This is a genomic window from Peribacillus sp. NPDC060253, from assembly GCF_042727425.1.
In the GTDB taxonomy this organism is placed as follows: Bacteria; Bacillota; Bacilli; order Bacillales; family DSM-1321; genus Peribacillus.
In genome coordinates this window covers 1-17,447 of the sequence record NZ_JBHXAS010000062.1, presented here as the reverse complement: position 1 = coordinate 17,447, position 17,447 = coordinate 1, and the positions used below count along the sequence as shown (strand labels likewise).

Sequence of the window (17,447 nt, the reverse complement as noted above, 5' to 3'; positions counted from 1 at the left end):
TTTTTAAAAATTTTTTTTAGGTCGATTCCCTCTCCTTTTCTACCTATATATAAAACTTCATTTCAGTGGAGCTTCACTGTTCTTAAAGCCATGCAAACCCGCAAAAATTGCGTTATACTTTTAAGCGAGACAAGGATTGATTAAAAAAAATCCATATTCAACGGCGATTTCCTAACGTCTAGGATTGCGTGAAAAAAAGCATAATAAGACGAATGACTTCGTTTAAAAAGGGGGGACTTTATGTCTTTGCTTCATTGGGCGGTTTTATCACCGTTTCTCTTAGCATTTATTATACCAATATTATACAAATTATTCCGACAAATACACACAGGATGGTTTGTAATGATTTTACCGATTGTACTATTCACCTATTTTTCAAGGTTCATTCCCTTGACCAAACAAGGGGAAGTCATTACGGAAAGAGCTGCATGGATTCCCTCTCTCGGAATTCATGTTGATTTCTATGTAGATGGACTTGGGCTTTTATTCGCCTTGCTCATTACAGGAATCGGTTCACTCGTCGTTCTATATTCGGTTTTCTATTTATCGAAAGAGAAAGAAAGGCTGAACCAATTTTACGTCTTTCTTTTACTTTTCATGGGAGCGATGCTTGGCGTCGTCCTATCCGATAATCTAATTGTCCTATATTCGTTTTGGGAATTCACGAGTTTATCATCTTTCTTATTGATAGGATATTGGAATGAAAGGGAGCGTTCACGTTATGGGGCGCAGAAATCCCTGCTGATCACAGTGCTCGGCGGCCTAAGCCTGCTTGGAGGCATCATTCTCCTTTCCATTATGGGGAACACATTCAGCATACGTGAATTGATATTACAAAGCGGGGAACTTATGGACCACCCGCTCTTCACCCCTGCACTTTTGCTCGTGCTGCTTGGTGCGTTCACTAAATCAGCACAGTTCCCGTTTCACATTTGGCTGCCAGATGCGATGGAAGCTCCGACACCGGTCAGTGCTTACCTTCATTCGGCAACGATGGTCAAGGCCGGAATTTATTTGGTTGCCAGATTAAGCCCTGTTTTTGCAGAATCCGGTTTATGGTTCTGGCTCGTTTCGATTGCTGGATTGATTACACTGTTCTGGGGCTCGTTCTCTGCGATCAAGCAGACCGATTTAAAGGGGATTCTCGCTTTTTCCACCATCAGTCAGCTAGGGTTGATCATGTCGCTATTGGGTCTTGGTGCGGCAGCTCTCCACCATGAATCATTGGGCGAAAATATATACTTGGCTGCCACGGTTGCAGCTGTATTCCACTTAATTAATCACGCTACCTTCAAAGGCAGCCTTTTCATGGTTGCAGGCATCATTGATCATGAAACCGGTACCCGGGATATCCGCAGGCTTGGCGGATTGATGCAATTAATGCCAATTACTTTCACCGTCGCCTTAATCGGTGCCTTTTCAATGGCAGGCCTTCCACCCTTCAATGGTTTTTTAAGTAAGGAAATGTTCTTGGCCAGCATGGTGAATGTATTGGAACTGGATATCTTCAATATGGAAACATGGGGCGTACTGTTCCCTGTTCTAGCATGGGTTGCCAGTGTATTCACTTTTATTTATAGCATGATTGTCGTGCTCAAACCCTTTACAGGCAAACTTCAGTTGCAACTATTGGAAAAGAAGCCCCACGAGGCACCGATCGGGATGCTGATCTCCCCAATCATCCTTGCTTCGTTGGTCATCGTTTTCGGTATTTTTCCAAACTTGCTATCTTCACGAATCATTAAACCTGCGGTAGCTGGCATACAGCCAAGCTTAGTGGGTCCGGATTTCCAAGTCCATATCGCCTTCTGGCATGGATTCCAACCTGAAGTATGGATGACCGTCGGCATCATAGCATTTGGAATCCTTTTATACAAAACGCTTCAGAAGTGGCAGAAGATCACTCAGTGGATTCCTGAACGTATATCCCTGAATGCTTTGTATGATAACGGAGTAAGAGGGCTCGAACACTCAGCTTCCTCCGTCATGAAAGTATTAATGACAGGTTCGATTCGGACGTATCTGCTTTCAATCTTCCTATTCTTCATTCTTTCTTTGGGCTTTACGCTCTATTGGAAGGATGCCTTTAAATTCGATACAGGAAATTTTGCCCCGATTGGTTTTTATGAGATCGTATTGGCGGCGATCATCGTGATTGGCTCGATTGCCATTCTGTTTGCAAAATCCCGTTTAACTTCCATTATCATCTTAGGAGCCGTCGGTTATACGATTTCCTTATTTTTCGTTTTGCTTCGGGCACCGGATTTAGCATTGACTCAACTAGTCATCGAAACGATTTCGGTATCGCTGTTTTTGCTCTGTTTCTTCCACCTTCCGTTAATGGCAAGCAGAAGGGAAGAGCGAATGACCTTCAGGCTGAATAACGCCCTGATATCCATTGGTGTGGGAGTCATCGTGACATTGATTGCCCTTTCGGCACATAGCAATAAACTATTTGATTCCATATCAAATTACTATCTTGAAAATGCTTATAAGGAAGCAGGCGGGAAAAACGTCGTAAATGTCATTCTCGTTGACTTCCGCGGACTTGATACCATGTTTGAAATCAGTGTCCTTTCCATCGCTGCTCTTGGAATATTCGCGATGATCAAATTGCGGGCGACAGGGGGGAAAGACAAACCATGAAGCAAAATGACCTGATTCTCCAAACGGTTACGAAGGTCGCCGCCTTTGTGATCTTGCTGTTTGCGGTTGCCATCTTTTTAGGGGGGCATTATTCGCCGGGCGGCGGGTTTGTCGGTGGCTTAATGACTTCAGCCGCCATAGTCCTGCTGTTGCTCGCTTTCGACATTAAAACCGTCACCGGCATCTTGCCGATTGACTATAAGTTAATGATCGGTTCAGGCTTGTTCATATCAACCCTGACCGTTGCAGGTGGGTTATTGTTCGGGGTGCCGCTTATGACCCATGTATACCATTATATCGATTTGCCTCTTCTTGGGCATATCTCGCTTCATACTGCGGTACTTTTTGATTTGGGTGTTTATCTTGTGGTTGTTGGTGTAACGATGACCATTATTCAAACGATAGGGGAGAGTGAATAATGGAACTTTTAATGGCCATTGTCATTGGAATACTATTTATGTGTGCAACCTATTTAATGCTATCAAAAAGCATTTTAAGAATCATTATCGGTACGGGGTTGCTCAGTCACGGCGCCCACCTGTTGATTTTGACGATGGGCGGTTTGAAAGGCGGTTCCGTTCCATTGCTAAGTAATAAAGCTGCATCCTATGTCGATCCGCTTCCGCAAGCGCTTATCTTGACGGCAATCGTCATCAGTTTCGGAGTCACATCATTTCTGCTGGTGCTTGCATATCGGACCTACCAGGAGCTCGGTACGGATGACATGGAAGAAATGAGAGGTACGAAAGCAAATGAGTAATCTAACCTTCATGCCTGTTTTATGGCCGCTTTTCACAGGCATCTTTCTCATATTCTTTGCAAAAAAAATCAAGCTACAAAGAGGGATTTCCCTTTTTTCATCTCTAATCGGAATAGCAATTTCCCTTTATCTAGTGTTAACGGTCCATAATCAAGGGATCTTGACTTTAGGTGTCGGCAGCTGGGATGCGCCATTCGGGATCGTGATCGTCGCAGATATGCTTTCTTCGCTGCTTGTACTGACCACGAATATCATTGGATTCGCCATATTGATTTACTCGTTTTACTCCATAGGTGAAGAACGTGAAAGACATTATTATTATCCTGTATTTCAATTTTTGTTGATTGGTGTAAATGGTGCCTTCCTTACGGGAGATCTATTCAATCTATTCGTTTTCTTTGAAGTCATGCTGATGGCTTCTTATGTGTTGCTTGTACTTGGAGGGACGAAAATCCAACTGAGGGAATCATTGAAGTATATTATCGTCAATGTTCTTTCCTCTTCCTTTTTCGTCATCATGGTCGCCTACCTTTATTCAGTTCTGGGCACATTGAACATGGCGCACATCAGCCAGAGGATAGCTGAAGTCAACCAGCCTGGAATCATCTCGGTGATCGCCATTGGTTTCTTGATCGTATTCGGTTTGAAGGGAGCCATTTTCCCTCTTTTCCAATGGCTGCCTGGGTCCTATTATGCTCCACCTATCCCGGTGATGGCGCTATTCGGTGCATTGCTGACAAAGGTCGGGATATACTCCATTTTCAGGACCTATACACTCTTGTTTTATCATGACCAAGATTTCACCCATACTTTTCTGGCAGTTCTTGCGATCTTGACCATCATCATCGGTGTCATTGGTGCGATTGCCTATTGGGATGTAAAGAAAATCATCATTTACAATATAATCATCGCGGTCGGTGTTATCATATTCGGCATCTCCGTCATGAATGAACAGGCCTTATCAGGCTCCATTTTATATATCATTCATGACATGCTAATCAAGGGTGCACTATTTCTGCTGGTTGGCATCATGATTAAAATCAGCGGGACGGATGATTTGCGGGATATGGGCGGCTTGATCAAACAATACCCTGTCCTGGCATGGACCTTCTTCATAGCTGCGATATCATTGGCGGGAATCCCACCATTCAGCGGTTTTGCCGGCAAGCTCCTGATTCTACAGGGAGCTGCAGAATCAGGGGCCTACTTTGGAATGGTCGTTGTCTTACTTTCAAGCTTGATGGTCCTATATTCCGTCATGAAAATATTCATGAACGGCTTTTGGGGAACTTCAAAGATTGATTATGTCTTACCTAATAAAACGGTAAATAAAATGCTGGTTCCTGCCGTTCTCCTTGTCATCATTTCCGTTTTATTCGGAGTAGGAACAGAATCGATTTACCCATTTATTACACAAGCTGTAGATACATTAATGAATCCCGATATTTATATCAAAGCGGTTTTAAAGGAGTAGTGCCTGATGTCATTCCAAATTTTACTGAATGTGTTCCTTGCGGTCATCTGGATGTTTTTAAAAAATGAGTTTAACGGGAGCACTTTTATCATCGGATATGTTTTGGGTTTGGGCATCATGTTCGTCTTCCGTCATTTTTTTAATGATCGTTTTTATTTGAACAGGGTGAACGCCGTGGTTCTATTACTGCTCATATTCGCAAGGGAACTCATATTCTCTAACGTTAGCGTCCTTAAAGTCGTGCTAAAGCCTAAGCTGGATATGAGGCCTGGCATATTCGCATTCGAAACCGTTCTTACAAAGGATTGGGAAATTACGATACTGTCGAATTTAATTACACTGACACCTGGAACACTTGTCGTTGAAGTTTCTGAAGACAATCGGATTCTTTATATACATGCGATGGACATCGCCGACAAAGATGAAGCCGTGGACAGCATTAAAAATACCTTTGAAAAGGCGATTATGGAGGTGAGCAAATAATGTTCGATCTTATATTAAAAATCGCGTTGCTCGGAGTTTCCCTTTCCATGATAGGATTCTTATACCGTTTAATCAAAGGGCCTTCCGTACCGGATCGAGTCATCGCACTCGATGCGATGGGAATCAATCTTATCGCAATCGTTGCACTTGCCTCCATTGTCATGGATACAAGCGCCTATCTGGAAGCCATTCTTCTGCTCGGAATCCTATCTTTCATCGGAACGGTCGCTTTCGCCAAATTCCTCGAGAAAGGGGAGATTATCGAAGATGACCGCAATCGTTGAATTCCTATCGGCCCTATTCCTTTTAATGGGGGTCTTTCTCTTTTTAGTCTCGGCTTTCGGCATCATCCGCTTGCCTGATGTCTATACAAGAAATCACGCTGTTTCAAAAAGCTCGACACTTGGAATCATGTTCATCCTGATCGGCACCTTGTTATATTTTTATTATAAACATAGCCATTTCGATTTCCGGGTCGTGCTCGCAATCATCTTTATCTTCATGACCAGTCCTGTTGCCGGACATTTAATCAATCGCTCGGCTTATCATTCAGGCGTTAAAATGTGGGATCGGAGTGTCCAGGATGATTTAAAGAAAAACCAGTGATCCCTGCCATCGCAAAAGAGCTGCCCTGATTACAGGAGCAGCTCTTTTCTGTCTCAATCCTTTAAAAACACCTGGTCACCCACTCTGATTTCACCTGTTTGTATGACCGAGGCATATACGCCAAAATGATTGTGCCTTTCCTTGACGACAGTTTTCAGGAGTGATGGATCTCTATGGGAATCGCTTGGATCGACAGTTATGATCATACAACGCTCACAATACCTTCATTCACTTTGGCAAGTCAATAACGGCTAATGTACAGCGTGAAATGCAGATAAGATGATCCTCTTCATCACGGATTTTCACGTCCCATACCATCGTTGTCTTCCCGCGATGGATTACGTTACCTTCAGCGGTAACATAACCAGAACGTACGCCCCTTACATGATTGGCATTGATTTCAAGACCGACTACAGCTTGTTTAGCGCTATCCACAAGCAGCATCCCCCCATAACTTGCAACGGATTCCGCAAGGGCAACGGAAGCTCCCCCATGCAATAAACCATACGGCTGCCTTGTCCGTTCATCCACCGGCATCGTCGCAATGACTTTCCCTTCTCCTACTTCTTTCATTTCAATCCCAAGCGTGCCTATCAATGACTTTTCAATATTTCTCTCCATCCCAATACCCCCAACTTTCATATTTTCCCCTACCATTTACATTGAAGAAATGAATCACTATTCATAATAGTATACATAAAAAGGATGACCCAAGTCTATCAAGTCATCCGTCAATTAATGTGAATTCGATTATTTGGAGAGTATTTCTTTTAATTCAAACCAGCTTGTCAGCCTTGGAATATCCAATTCCCTGTTATAGGAGTTATCCATTGCATACACTTTCGTGGGAATATCCAATAAGGTTTCCAGGACTGCCGGTTTATCATCAAAATAATAATCCAATTTCAATTTGCGAATCGTTTCAATTTTTTCATGATCCTTCATGCCGCAGTAAAAATGGTCATCCTTAACTGGAAAGCCGTTTTCAATCAGCCATTTTTTCGTACGGTCACCATGCTCCGCTTTTCTAGCGGTGATGTAATAGATTTCATGGCCATCGTGTTCAAGCTCCTGCAGCGTTTCCACTGCGCCCTCGAAAGCTGGACAGGATGAATAATACACTTCATCGGCAAGGCTGTTCCACATCTTGCCCCCAGCCTCTTTATCAAGCCCGAAAGCTTCATGGATTTCTAACGTCTTTAAGGCTCTGAATTCCGCTAAGTCTATGTTCTTATTAAGCTTTTCATTATAAAGATGGAACGCGAATTCCCTCAAATTAATAAGGGTATCGTCAATATCAAAACCGAATTTCATATCCTTCACTCCTATTCAAACATAAGCGGCGGCAAACTGTGATGCGAAGGAAATTTCCTTGTCCACCTGAATGGCCTGTAATCTTTCAATTTCGGCTTTTCTTTCCGGCTCAGCCATTTTAAGTCCAAAGAAGTCAGTATCCTCCTGCAGGATGCATCCTTGGATAAGCTCGGCTAATATATCGGCATCCTTCATGGCACAATTGAGTCCGAACGCACCTGTAGGTGTCATCGTATGGGCTGCATCACCTAATAAAGCAACGCCATCCTTTGTCCACGTTTCACAATAACTGCTGTAAACATCCAATAAAATGAAGTCATTCCAAGACCTGATATTTTCACACACAACCTTTTTTAATTCAGGAAAGGCCAAAAGTAAATTTTCTATGAATGGATCAAAGTGCTGTTTTCGCAATTGGGGAAATGAACCATGTTCTATATTCCATCCAATTTGGATGAAACCTCCAGCCTGAGTGAAAAGTGTAACCTGTGAGTCATTGACCAATGCCATCTTGATTGAAGGCTTCCACCCCTTTGGAGCGGGAATTTTTGCCCACAGTAAATCATAGCCATGATTTTTAATCTCGACTGGTATCCCCGCTTTTTTTCGAACGATGGAAAATCTGCCGTCCGCCCCGATTATCAATGAACTTTGCACTTCCAGATCATTCCCGCCATTTCGAGCCTTGACACCCGTAAAACGGCCTGCTTCATTCTGAATCAAGCCCGTGACCCTCGTATTCATCATCAATTGAAAAGAATCCAGCTTTTCGGCTTCATTCAATATAGCTGTAAGCAGATGATTTTGAGGGACATGTATCCCAACATGATCTACAGGCCATTCAGGGAAAATCCTTTTAAATATTTGGCCGTCATGCCAATATTCAATTTGTTCCATCTTAAGCATGCCAAACTTTTTCACGCTCTCGAACAAACCGTGCTTTTTAAGAAGGCTCTCTCCTTCATCGTTCAAGAACTCACCCCTGAACTCCCTTGAAACTTCAGAATGCCTCTCAAGCAATACGACTGAAATGTCCTGCTTGGCCAGTAGGTAAGCTAACAGCGCTCCTCCAGGTCCCGATCCGACTATGCATACATCTGATTTAACCAACATGCCTCTTCACCTGTTGTCTATTTTAATTTAGGATAAGCTGTGATGCGTATGTCCTCACCAAACGTTTCCACTCCAGAGAAGGAAACATCCATTGCTTCATCCATCGTATCCACATTCATTCCAGTATACGGTGTTAGTGAGTTTCTCCCGCCCAATAGTTTAGGAGCTATATAAATCAAGTATTTATCGATGAGCCCCTCCCTAAGGAAAGAGGCATTCACTTCGCTTCCACCTTCTAGCAAGACATCCGTAATCCCCTTTTTATACAGCTCTTCCATCAAAGTCCTTAGATTAAGGCCCGTCTCATTTTTGGGGACGAAAATGAATTCGATCCCTTTTTCACGTAAAGCCTCCATTTTATCCGCAGGTGCATCATCCTTCGTTACGATCATCGTTTTCGCATCTGATACTTGGACAACATTGGCGTCCAATGGAACACGCAGTTCACTGTCTAAAATGATTCGGATCGGATTTTTCCCTCCACCTTCCGGGAGTCTGGTCGTCAGTGATGGATCATCTGCCAAGACAGTTCCAATTCCGACAAGAATGGCATCCACCTCATCACGCAGTAAATGAACGGAATGACGGGATTCTTCTCCTGTTATCCATTTAGAATGGCCTGTATGAGTTGCAAGTTTCCCATCCAATGTCATCGCAAACTTCGATATGACAAAAGGACGATTCGTCGTCATATTGTGAATAAAACGCTCATTCAGTCTTTGCGCTTCCTTTTCCATAACGCCAACTTCCACTTCTATGCCTGCATCCTTCAGGATCGATATCCCTCTCCCGGCAACTTCCGGATTAGGATCTTGCGTTGCCACCACAACCCGACGGACACCTGATTCCTTCACTAAATTTGCACATGGGGGTGTCTTTCCATAATGGGAACACGGCTCAAGTGTCACGTAAAGCGTTGCACCTTCTGCATACTCACCCGCCATTTTGAACGCATGGACCTCTGCATGCGGTTCACCTGCTTTACGATGGATCCCTGTCCCTGCTATCACACCGTCTTTAACTATGACGGCCCCGACCACTGGATTTGGATTGGTTTTTCCTTTAGCACTGGCAGCTAAATCCAGTGCCAACTTCATGTAATATTGATCATCATTCATACGGTTAGCTCTCCTTATACAATCAAAGTTGGCTTCTCTTTTGGAATATGTCCAGACTTCTTAACCTTTGTATCCAGATAGAAACTATTATCTTCCGTTAAACCGCCCCAAAGCGGGATATGGTCCTTTGCCGCAAGTCCATGCTTCATGAGGGCATCCAACTTTTTAGGGTTATTCGTAATTAAAGTCACCGGATCCTCACGCAGTCCCCTCAACACTCGAATGGCCCCCTCGTAAGATCGTGTATCGTCTTCAAAACCTAAAGCTTGATTCGCCTCGACTGTGTCATAGCCTTCCTGCTGAAGCAAATAGGCAAGAGACTTGGAGAATAGGCCGATCCCTCTTCCTTCATGGTCCGCAAGGTAAAAAATGGCTCCGCAACCATGCTCGGCTATCATTTTCATCGATTGGTGGAGCTGGTAGCCGCAATCACAGCGTTTACTGCCAAAGATATCACCCGTATGACAGATGCTATGCATCCGGACAAGTGCATCCTCCGACTTTTCAAAATCTCCATACACCAATACAGAAGATTGCTGGCCAAAAGCAAGGTTGGCTTCAGAAAGGGAATCAAGCACAGCTTCCTTATCATTATCCACGCCATCGAGCTCAAGCCATGTGTACCATTGGAAAACCGCAGAGAAATCTCCTTGTTCAACAGGCAAGTTTACTGGCCCCACTAGGCATATATCAGCTTTTCCCGGGGTTTTGAGGATATTCATTTTATCTATTAAAAGGTCTTTTGTTTGTTGGTTTATTTTCATGATAACATCACCTATTTTATAATTTATAGTGTGCCTACTCCTTACTTTAGGTAAGTAAGTATATTACTATACACTATACCTGTCAATGAAGCAGTTTACAAATAATAGTGTGTCTTTCTTATTAATTTCCAAGAAGATTTTTTCAGAAGAAGGGTTATTCACTAACGGCTATCATATCTGCCGATCGTTATACATATTTTATCGTATAAAGAAATCGTGTCTATAGACAGACTAAACGAAAGGAAGGAAACCTTTTGGAGGATTTCCCTTATTTTTTATATGATCATGGCCTATTTCAATCTCCCGGCGGTGCAGCGAATATGAATCACGAAACTGCAGGATTGATGCGTTCCTACTCGGCACCCAATCCAGATTTGTTAGTTAAATCGGCAAAAACCTCGCAATCTTTATTTCTGGATGTAAAAAAAGTAATGGACACCATAGCCACATCCAAACCGTTCTCGAACCGGTTGATGACTGCTGCCCAATCATCAGAAAAGAGTGTCGTGGCAGAAATGATACGAAAAATAGGCATTAATAACGAACCTGATATCATGTATAACCCTGATGGGATCCGGTTTGATTTCCACCCTAAAACAGGGGATGTAAATTGTCATATCATCGTCAGCTTGAAATGGAGGGATACCTAACGATTCAACACCTTTTGGTAAAAAAATCCGAAGCCCATTTTCGGCTTCGGATCTTTTGGGTTCATTTTGATTTAGATTCAAAGGTTTCAACCAATAATGCAAGCGTTCGTGCCATGACGCCGGTCGCCCCTGCCGTGCACAATTCGGAGTTGCTCGAAGTCGTGGATGTCCCGGCAATATCCAGGTGGACCCATGGAGTGTCTTCAGCAAATTCACCGATGAAAGCGCCACCCATGATGGCATGCCCTGCCCCGCCAGGTGAATTATTCAAATCCGCTATTTTACTATTGCGTACACGCTCTTTGTCCTTTTCTGTAATAGGCAGCCTCCACATGGGTTCCCCGGCCTCCTCTGAGGCTTTGAGGACTTGTTCATAGAATTCCACGTCATTCGTCATTGCACCCGTCATATCCATACCCAGCGCCGTTATAACACCACCCGTTAAAGTCGCAACGTCAACCAGGTATTTTGCACCGTGATGTTTAGCGTACGTCATCGCATCTGCCAGAACCAGCCGTCCTTCGGCATCCGTATTCAATACCTCAATCGTTTTTCCGCTCATGGCAGTGATTACATCATCCGGCTTGAAAGACTCGCCGCTAATCATATTATCTGTGGATGGAATGACAGCCACGACATTTTGATCCGGCCCCAATTCGCCGATAATTTCCATTGCACCCAAAACAGCTGCCGCACCACCCATGTCCGTCTTCATTCCGACGATTCCAGCCTTTGTTTTCAATGAGTACCCGCCCGTATCGAATGTAATGCCCTTACCAACCAAACCAATAACATCTTCCCATTCCTCTTTACCTTGATACTTCAGGACGATCATTTTCGGTGGCTCGACGGAACCTTGATTGACAGCAAGGAGGGCGCCCATTCCCAACTTGAGCATATCTGCCTTTTCTAGGATCTCCACTTCAAATCCAAAACGCTCTCCCAAAGCAGATGAATAATCGGCAAGATCCGTGGAAGTCAACAAATTCCCTGGTGTGTTAACCAATGTTCTCGCTGAGTTCGTCGCTCTTCCGAATATTCGCCCTACATGAAGTGCGGCCCCGATCTCTTCTTTATCCGATTCACTGTAAACCGTAATCGATTCGATGGTCTTTTCGACCTGGTTCGATTTCTGCTTGTATCCGGCAAATTTATAGGAAGCAAGTTCAAATGCCTCAGAACAAGCATGCGCAGCGTCCAATGCATCCAGATTTTCAGTCGTGAATGTATCCAAAGCAATCGAAAGCGTCGTAAGCTTGGATTCTGCAATCGTTTTACGCGCTTTCCCCAAAGCTTCACGCAGCGTTTCAAAGGAAAGTTCTTTTTCCTTGCCTAACCCTACAAATATCAATCTCTTTACTCCTAATTTACCTAATGTATGTACTTTGACTACTGATTTTTTCTTGGAAGAGATTTCTCCAGCTTTCACTAACTCGGTTAGCTGACCGCCTAATTTCTCATCGGCTTCTTTCCCTAAGCCTGTGAATTTTATCGGTCTGTCGAATACACCTAGAATCAGGCATTCGGCGATCATATCTAAATTCATGGAATCTTTTACTGTGAACATTCTGCTACCTCCTCCATTCGATTACTTTCATTATAACGAAATCTTCCAAAATTTTCGAATTAGGCATTTCATTAATATTAACCAAGGATATTGTTTAAAATGGGTCACTTTAGAGTAATAGTATAAGAAAGATCATATTTATCCTTATATCCAGCAGGGAATCGACCGGATTGGATGGAACTAATTAATAAGGGCCTCATAGCCCCTTGTACTAAGCAGGATTTCTTATTTACCCAAATATAGATTTCATCGTTACTTATTTCTAGAAAGAAGGCTGATACTCTTGGAATTATTTCTCAACTTCCCTTTAATCGCAGCATTGATTGCCATTTTCTTTGCTCAATTCATTAAAGTACCCATCCACTTCATAGCTTTCCGCAAAGTAAACTGGTCACTTCTTAACTCGACGGGCGGTATGCCCAGCTCCCACTCGGCTGCCGTGTCAGCACTCACGGTAGCCGTAGGGATTGAAACTGGAATGGACTCTCCTGTTTTCGCCGTTGCCGCGATCTTCGCCATCATCACGATGTTCGATGCAACAGGAGTAAGACGGCAGGCAGGAGAACAGGCAGCCGTCTTGAACCGACTAGTTACGGACTTCAATACATTTGTCGAGCAAGCAAAAAACTGGCAGAAGAAAGCAGATAAACAGAAACAACAACAATTAAAGGAACTGTTGGGCCATAAGCCAATCGAGGTATTTTTCGGAGCCTTGACCGGAGTATTCATTGCACTTGCACTTCACTTTTTCATCTTTCAAGGGTAGGTGGTTCATTTGAAAATAATCTCTATTTGCCCCAGCAATACTGAACTCTGCACATATCTAGGCATTGAAGATCAGCTGATCGCTATCGATGACTTCTCGGATTGGCCTGATACCATCCAGCATCTCCCTAAAGTGGGGCCGGATTTATCGATTGATATCGATCATGTAGAATCATTAAAACCTGATTTGGTCCTTGCTTCACTTAGTGTACCTGGTATGGAAAAAAACATTGAAGGATTAAAAGAAAGGAACCTCCCACATATCACATTCAATCCGCAATCACTAGAAGATATCGCGAAGGATTTGCTAACATTGGGCGAGGCCATGGATCTTAAGGAGAAAGCAGAGGAACAGGCTGCCAAATTCCGTGATATCATCCTTCAATATAAAAATGTCGCCGAAAAAATCGAAATAAAGCCGTCCCTATATTGGGAATGGTGGCCAAATCCCTTATTTAGCCCTGGGGGGGTTAACTGGTTATCGGAAATCAGCCTTCTTGCAGGAGGGTATAATGTTTTCGAAGAAGTAGACATGGCAAGCATTCAAGTCACTTCGGAAGAGGTCCTGAAAAAGGATCCCGACCATATTTGCTTAGCATGGGTCGGTGTTCCTTTACGAAAAGTAAACCCGGAGCTGGTCAAGAAACGGAAGGGGTGGAACGATTTAAAGGCTGTGAGGGATAATAACATTCATATTATGGAAGAACCCTTATTCTGCCGTCCATCCCCACGTTTACTGGATGGATTGGCAAAATTGGCAAAAACCCTGCACCCCGAAGCATACAACGGCATTGAGTAAAGAGTGTATTGGAAATTAAACTACATCAAAAAGGCTGCCTCAACTAAGGGCAGCCTCTTTTGCTTTCTCCAATCTGTTTTCAATGGTTTGCCCAGCACTTCATTAAAAAGCAAAGGAAGGTACATTATTGTTCAACGCCTTTTCGGCAATTTTTGGCTTGAATACCTGCCTGATCTTGGTTTCATTCAACTTGTTTAGCTGTTCTTCAGATAACTCGCCGTTTCCTTTTTGCACAACATACACTTCAAGGGTTTTCTTCCCCCAGTTCTTATACACATCTTGTACCGTTTCGTAGTATAGATCCAGGTGGTTTCCTTTTATCGCTCCCCCCTTATCCGCTACTACCCCATATCCATAGCCAGGAATCCAAAGGATTGTTCCTAGGGGAAATACAGCAAGATCGGCAGCAATGGTGGAAAACAGATCCCGTTTCACCTTCACTCCTGAATAAGTAATTCCATAAGATGGACTTTCCGGGTACTTTCCGGTTGATTCATAGCCTGCTGTATAGCCTGTAGCCAATACTTCATGTTTAGGGTATTTCAAGAGCTCGAGTGCTTCGTCTATTGTCTTTGGACCATTGCTCATGGATGCCGATGCAACCAGTGTTGCCACTTGGTCGCCCCTATGTATGGCTTTGTATTCGAGACCGAGCATTCGATTTTGGCGCATGGCCTCTTCAAAAGGATGGTCCTCGTACGTAGCCCCAAAAACATGATATAAGGTTGAATCGATGGCCAAGATGAATAATATGATAATAGCGACCCTTAATAATAATGCCTTCAAAATCTTCATATGTATTTGTTTCCACTCCTCTCACAAGGATATTTGTTCCCTTTCCTGAGTGAAAGTATTCATAAAGCATAAAAACAATCTTTTTTCACACAAAAAAGAACCGTCTTTCATTGACGGCCCTTCCCTTTTTTAAAACATTTGATATCCTTTATTTCTTAAAACCCTAATAACCACACCAGCTAAAATCGCGCCAAGCAGCCCGCTTGATAAAATAATGATATCTGCCGAATGCAATGATGTAAGGTTCGTCCCAAGGTGTGAAAAAGATATTCCTGGATTTCTGAAATATTCTATTAGCTTTGTTTCATTGACAATGACAATGAAGACGATTGGAAATAAGAAGACCATGATCCACGAAGAACGAAAGAGCATATTCAACAAAAAGCCAATTCCGAAAAACAATATGAAAAATAAGAGTATTGAGATAATTAAAACAGGCAATGGCATGTTAATCTAGACCCTCCTTAAAAGCACACCTTTAGTTTACTGAAAAAATAATTGCCACGTCAACGACTTAATACCAAATAATTCCGAAGAATAGATAATTAACCAAATCACATGAATAATTTATACGATGTATACCCAAATTGATCTCCCGGGTTCACACCGTCGAGCATTGTTTGCATTCTTTCCTTTTTAAAAGCTAAAAGCTGCTCCAATAATACAGAGTGCTTGCCTTCTTGGACCAGTAAATCAGGGTCAAAAAATTTAGCTTCATATAATTCATCCAATTGAGCGGTGACTTCAAAACTGAGCGGTTTTAGTAAAAATATTAACATATTATCACTTATATCCCCTTTGATGACTCCGCTTCGCACTCCCACCATACCTTCGACTTTCGTATGAATACCCGTCTCCTCCAACACTTCCCTTACGACAGCATCATCAACGGTTTCGTCATTTTTGACAAAGCCAGCCGGGAGCGACCACTGCCCTTTCAATCCGCCATACCTTTTGTTAACGACCAGCCACTCACCTTTATCCGATATCACAAGGCCAGACACTGCCAGCCAAACATTTTTGCATCGTTCCACCAAACTCCACTTCCTCATTATGATTCTTTTTATGTAGTGTAAACTCCAAATCACAAAACCTATGATGACTAAAACGTTCAAGTTCAGGATGATTTACTTTATAGTGCTCCATCCCCCTTATCCCATTATATTCCACCTGCGAACGGTACATACTCCGGACTCCTGGTACATTCTTCGATACATGCCAATGAAAAAGCCATTCAGGGACAATCCCCAAATGGCTTTTTCCTATTATATATCGAAAAAACTTAAAGGACGTTGAATTTACCCTTTTTAGCAACGAGAGAAGCTCCGCCAATCAGTAACAATGCTCTGTTGTCGACCATCTTCTTCAAGAATGATGCAGTCTTACCTGTCACTTTCTTGCCGAATACAACCCCAATCGCATTGTCATCGCCAAGTGAGCATACCGTTCCTTTGTTTTCGAATGTGAACGTATCAAGGTCACTTTCGTTACGAGCCAACTTAGTTAGGTTTTTGGCAATGACTTCACCTTGCTGCATGGCTATTTGTGCAGTCGGTGGATATGGCCGATTAATTTCTTCGTTGATGATCAACGCACAATCACCTACGATGAAAATATCATCATGCCCTGGTGCACGCATATCAAGGTTCACTTTAATCCGCCCGCGCATAGCATCAAATCCTGAAGCTTCAATCACGGAGTTACCACGCACTCCAGCGGCCCATACAACGGTTCCGGCTTTGATTTCTTCCACTTCATCTTCGCCTTTTCCCACGATGATGCCTTCAGGGGTTGCTCCCTTGATCGGTGTACCTATTTTAAATTCCACACCTTTTTTCTCAAGGTAAGAAACGGCATAATCCACCAATTCCGGATCGAAACCAGGAAGGACCGCTGGTGCTGCCTCAACACAGTACATCCGAACCTTTTGGAAGTCGATGTCGTATTCTTTACAAAGTTTAGGGACACGGTTTGCCAATTCACCAAGGAATTCAATACCAGTAAAACCAGCTCCACCAACAACGATTGTCAAGCGGTCTTCATTTTTCTCTGCCTCGGAGCTGTAAGTAGCAAATTGCAATTGTATATGGTCACGTATTTTACGTGCTGTGTTCACGTTAGAGATGGAAAAAGCATATTCTTTTAGTCCTTGGATCCCAAAAGTTTCTGATTCAGGCCCAAGTCCAATCACTAGGTAATCATAAGAAATTTCGTCGTTTTCAAGGATGACTTTTTTGTCTTCTGTCTTGACTTCCAAAACAGAATCTTGGATGAACTTAACTTTGTTGCCGTTAATGACACTTTTAATTGGATAGCGCACACGATCATGATGAAGCGTGCCAGCAGAAGCTTCATGCAGCCATGTTGTTTCATAGTGGTAATCATTTTTATTAACTAACACGATTTCAGCCTCATTTTGACCTAATGCCTTCTGCAAGCGAGTAACGGTCATCAAACCACCATAGCCTGCTCCTAAAACAACGATAGTTGGCTTTTTCAAAAGAATTCGTCCACCTTTACGATATTTTCTTGTGATGCTTTCCATAACTAATATTTATTTTATTAATTTCCATTATAAAAAGCACTCTTATAC

The 17,447-nt window shown here is 43.0% G+C and carries 21 protein-coding genes and 1 pseudogene; 10 read left to right on the top strand and 12 right to left on the bottom strand.

What is annotated here, in order from left to right; translation table 11 throughout:
• The first annotated feature begins 240 nt into the window (after positions 1-240).
• Genes ACFWE9_RS16315 through mnhG form a run of 7 tightly spaced genes read left to right on the top strand, consistent with a single transcriptional unit; the run spans position 241 to position 5,969 of the window.
• Positions 241-2,646 carry a Na+/H+ antiporter subunit A gene (locus ACFWE9_RS16315; protein WP_230159419.1) on the top strand — a complete coding sequence of 802 codons (2,406 nt, stop codon included), beginning with the start codon at positions 241-243 and terminating at the stop codon, positions 2,644-2,646.
• On the top strand, positions 2,643-3,065 hold the full coding sequence (locus ACFWE9_RS16310; protein WP_230159418.1) for a Na(+)/H(+) antiporter subunit B: 423 nt from the start codon (positions 2,643-2,645) through the stop codon (positions 3,063-3,065). The genes ACFWE9_RS16315 and ACFWE9_RS16310 overlap by 4 nt, the downstream gene beginning before the upstream one ends.
• Positions 3,065-3,406: a Na(+)/H(+) antiporter subunit C gene (locus tag ACFWE9_RS16305; RefSeq protein WP_230159417.1), complete on the top strand. Its 342-nt coding sequence runs from the start codon at positions 3,065-3,067 to the stop codon at positions 3,404-3,406. Before ACFWE9_RS16310 ends, ACFWE9_RS16305 begins: the two co-directional genes overlap by 1 nt.
• Entirely contained in the window at positions 3,399-4,880 is a 1,482-nt protein-coding gene (locus tag ACFWE9_RS16300; RefSeq protein ID WP_377357721.1) for a Na+/H+ antiporter subunit D, read from the top strand. Before ACFWE9_RS16305 ends, ACFWE9_RS16300 begins: the two co-directional genes overlap by 8 nt.
• 6 nt (positions 4,881-4,886) lie before the next feature.
• Complete coding sequence (locus tag ACFWE9_RS16295; protein WP_230159415.1) at positions 4,887-5,363, top strand: Na+/H+ antiporter subunit E; 477 nt, start codon at positions 4,887-4,889, stop codon at positions 5,361-5,363.
• Entirely contained in the window at positions 5,363-5,647 is a 285-nt protein-coding gene (locus ACFWE9_RS16290; protein WP_137016372.1) for a Na(+)/H(+) antiporter subunit F1, read from the top strand. The genes ACFWE9_RS16295 and ACFWE9_RS16290 overlap by 1 nt, the downstream gene beginning before the upstream one ends.
• Positions 5,631-5,969, top strand: coding sequence for a monovalent cation/H(+) antiporter subunit G (gene mnhG, locus ACFWE9_RS16285; protein WP_230159414.1), 339 nt, complete (start codon positions 5,631-5,633; stop codon positions 5,967-5,969). The genes ACFWE9_RS16290 and mnhG overlap by 17 nt, the downstream gene beginning before the upstream one ends.
• A gap of 53 nt (positions 5,970-6,022) precedes the next feature.
• On the opposite strand, the pseudogene ACFWE9_RS16280 reads toward mnhG, so the two are convergent.
• The 6 genes and pseudogenes from ACFWE9_RS16280 to ACFWE9_RS16255 all read right to left on the bottom strand — a co-directional run.
• A pseudogene (locus ACFWE9_RS16280) lies at positions 6,023-6,193 on the bottom strand (MOSC domain-containing protein); the annotation flags it as partial.
• Positions 6,194-6,197: 4 nt separating this feature from the next.
• Positions 6,198-6,590: a hotdog fold thioesterase gene (locus tag ACFWE9_RS16275; RefSeq protein ID WP_230159413.1), complete on the bottom strand. Its 393-nt coding sequence runs from the start codon at positions 6,588-6,590 to the stop codon at positions 6,198-6,200.
• Between the two features lie 129 nt (positions 6,591-6,719).
• A complete protein-coding gene (locus ACFWE9_RS16270; RefSeq protein WP_377357718.1) occupies positions 6,720-7,283 on the bottom strand; it encodes a 5' nucleotidase, NT5C type in 564 nt (187 codons plus the stop codon).
• A gap of 15 nt (positions 7,284-7,298) precedes the next feature.
• Entirely contained in the window at positions 7,299-8,396 is a 1,098-nt protein-coding gene (locus ACFWE9_RS16265) for an FAD-dependent monooxygenase (RefSeq protein ID WP_377357716.1), read from the bottom strand.
• A gap of 17 nt (positions 8,397-8,413) precedes the next feature.
• Positions 8,414-9,514: a bifunctional diaminohydroxyphosphoribosylaminopyrimidine deaminase/5-amino-6-(5-phosphoribosylamino)uracil reductase RibD gene (gene ribD, locus ACFWE9_RS16260; protein ID WP_377357714.1), complete on the bottom strand. Its 1,101-nt coding sequence runs from the start codon at positions 9,512-9,514 to the stop codon at positions 8,414-8,416.
• A gap of 14 nt (positions 9,515-9,528) precedes the next feature.
• Complete coding sequence (locus ACFWE9_RS16255) at positions 9,529-10,278, bottom strand: GTP cyclohydrolase II (RefSeq protein WP_230159409.1); 750 nt, start codon at positions 10,276-10,278, stop codon at positions 9,529-9,531.
• A gap of 254 nt (positions 10,279-10,532) precedes the next feature.
• Here ACFWE9_RS16255 and ACFWE9_RS16250 point away from each other — a divergent pair, with 254 nt between their 5' ends.
• On the top strand, positions 10,533-10,928 hold the full coding sequence (locus ACFWE9_RS16250) for a YuzC family spore coat inner layer protein (RefSeq protein WP_230159408.1): 396 nt from the start codon (positions 10,533-10,535) through the stop codon (positions 10,926-10,928).
• 61 nt (positions 10,929-10,989) lie between these two features.
• Here ACFWE9_RS16250 and ACFWE9_RS16245 read toward each other — a convergent pair whose 3' ends face one another.
• On the bottom strand, positions 10,990-12,495 hold the full coding sequence (locus ACFWE9_RS16245) for a leucyl aminopeptidase (RefSeq protein ID WP_230159407.1): 1,506 nt from the start codon (positions 12,493-12,495) through the stop codon (positions 10,990-10,992).
• A 283-nt stretch (positions 12,496-12,778) separates the two neighbouring features.
• Here ACFWE9_RS16245 and ACFWE9_RS16240 point away from each other — a divergent pair, with 283 nt between their 5' ends.
• Together ACFWE9_RS16240 and ACFWE9_RS16235 are read left to right on the top strand one after the other, a co-directional pair.
• Positions 12,779-13,261 carry a divergent PAP2 family protein gene (locus ACFWE9_RS16240; protein ID WP_230159406.1) on the top strand — a complete coding sequence of 161 codons (483 nt, stop codon included), beginning with the start codon at positions 12,779-12,781 and terminating at the stop codon, positions 13,259-13,261.
• Positions 13,262-14,059, top strand: a complete 798-nt coding sequence (locus ACFWE9_RS16235) for a cobalamin-binding protein (RefSeq protein WP_356714615.1) — start codon at positions 13,262-13,264, stop codon at positions 14,057-14,059.
• Positions 14,060-14,161: 102 nt separating this feature from the next.
• Here the strand turns inward: ACFWE9_RS16235 and ACFWE9_RS16230 are convergent, their stop codons facing one another.
• The 5 genes from ACFWE9_RS16230 to ACFWE9_RS16210 all read right to left on the bottom strand — a co-directional run bounded on the left by ACFWE9_RS16230 (position 14,162) and on the right by ACFWE9_RS16210 (position 17,354).
• Positions 14,162-14,854 (bottom strand): 3D domain-containing protein, encoded by a 693-nt coding sequence (locus ACFWE9_RS16230; RefSeq protein ID WP_230159404.1) that lies wholly within the window; start codon positions 14,852-14,854, stop codon positions 14,162-14,164.
• Between the two features lie 129 nt (positions 14,855-14,983).
• The gene (locus ACFWE9_RS16225) at positions 14,984-15,301 is read right to left on the bottom strand and encodes a YuiB family protein (protein WP_230159403.1); all 318 of its coding nucleotides are present in this window, start codon (positions 15,299-15,301) and stop codon (positions 14,984-14,986) included.
• 107 nt (positions 15,302-15,408) lie between these two features.
• On the bottom strand, positions 15,409-15,906 hold the full coding sequence (locus ACFWE9_RS16220) for an NUDIX domain-containing protein (RefSeq protein ID WP_377357710.1): 498 nt from the start codon (positions 15,904-15,906) through the stop codon (positions 15,409-15,411).
• Positions 15,833-16,039 carry a hypothetical protein gene (locus ACFWE9_RS16215; RefSeq protein WP_377357708.1) on the bottom strand — a complete coding sequence of 69 codons (207 nt, stop codon included), beginning with the start codon at positions 16,037-16,039 and terminating at the stop codon, positions 15,833-15,835. Before ACFWE9_RS16215 ends, ACFWE9_RS16220 begins: the two co-directional genes overlap by 74 nt.
• 97 nt (positions 16,040-16,136) lie before the next feature.
• The gene (locus tag ACFWE9_RS16210) at positions 16,137-17,354 is read right to left on the bottom strand and encodes an NAD(P)/FAD-dependent oxidoreductase (RefSeq protein ID WP_377357706.1); all 1,218 of its coding nucleotides are present in this window, start codon (positions 17,352-17,354) and stop codon (positions 16,137-16,139) included.
• Positions 17,355-17,447 lie beyond the last annotated feature (93 nt).

What these genes read in the sequence shown, in the direction of transcription:
- ACFWE9_RS16315 (WP_230159419.1), top strand. Translation starts at nt 241, where the DNA reads ATGTCTTTGCTTCATTGGGCGGTTTTATCACCGTTTCTCTTAGCATTT.
- ACFWE9_RS16310 (WP_230159418.1), top strand. Translation starts at nt 2,643, where the DNA reads ATGAAGCAAAATGACCTGATTCTCCAAACGGTTACGAAGGTCGCCGCC.
- ACFWE9_RS16305 (WP_230159417.1), top strand. Translation starts at nt 3,065, where the DNA reads ATGGAACTTTTAATGGCCATTGTCATTGGAATACTATTTATGTGTGCA.
- ACFWE9_RS16300 (WP_377357721.1), top strand. Translation starts at nt 3,399, where the DNA reads ATGAGTAATCTAACCTTCATGCCTGTTTTATGGCCGCTTTTCACAGGC.
- ACFWE9_RS16295 (WP_230159415.1), top strand. Translation starts at nt 4,887, where the DNA reads ATGTCATTCCAAATTTTACTGAATGTGTTCCTTGCGGTCATCTGGATG.
- ACFWE9_RS16290 (WP_137016372.1), top strand. Translation starts at nt 5,363, where the DNA reads ATGTTCGATCTTATATTAAAAATCGCGTTGCTCGGAGTTTCCCTTTCC.
- mnhG (WP_230159414.1), top strand. Translation starts at nt 5,631, where the DNA reads ATGACCGCAATCGTTGAATTCCTATCGGCCCTATTCCTTTTAATGGGG.
- ACFWE9_RS16275 (WP_230159413.1), bottom strand. Translation starts at nt 6,590, where the DNA reads ATGGAGAGAAATATTGAAAAGTCATTGATAGGCACGCTTGGGATTGAA.
- ACFWE9_RS16270 (WP_377357718.1), bottom strand. Translation starts at nt 7,283, where the DNA reads ATGAAATTCGGTTTTGATATTGACGATACCCTTATTAATTTGAGGGAA.
- ACFWE9_RS16265 (WP_377357716.1), bottom strand. Translation starts at nt 8,396, where the DNA reads ATGTTGGTTAAATCAGATGTATGCATAGTCGGATCGGGACCTGGAGGA.
- ribD (WP_377357714.1), bottom strand. Translation starts at nt 9,514, where the DNA reads ATGAATGATGATCAATATTACATGAAGTTGGCACTGGATTTAGCTGCC.
- ACFWE9_RS16255 (WP_230159409.1), bottom strand. Translation starts at nt 10,278, where the DNA reads ATGAAAATAAACCAACAAACAAAAGACCTTTTAATAGATAAAATGAAT.
- ACFWE9_RS16245 (WP_230159407.1), bottom strand. Translation starts at nt 12,495, where the DNA reads ATGTTCACAGTAAAAGATTCCATGAATTTAGATATGATCGCCGAATGC.
- ACFWE9_RS16230 (WP_230159404.1), bottom strand. Translation starts at nt 14,854, where the DNA reads ATGAAGATTTTGAAGGCATTATTATTAAGGGTCGCTATTATCATATTA.
- ACFWE9_RS16225 (WP_230159403.1), bottom strand. Translation starts at nt 15,301, where the DNA reads ATGCCATTGCCTGTTTTAATTATCTCAATACTCTTATTTTTCATATTG.
- ACFWE9_RS16220 (WP_377357710.1), bottom strand. Translation starts at nt 15,906, where the DNA reads ATGAGGAAGTGGAGTTTGGTGGAACGATGCAAAAATGTTTGGCTGGCA.
- ACFWE9_RS16215 (WP_377357708.1), bottom strand. Translation starts at nt 16,039, where the DNA reads ATGTACCGTTCGCAGGTGGAATATAATGGGATAAGGGGGATGGAGCAC.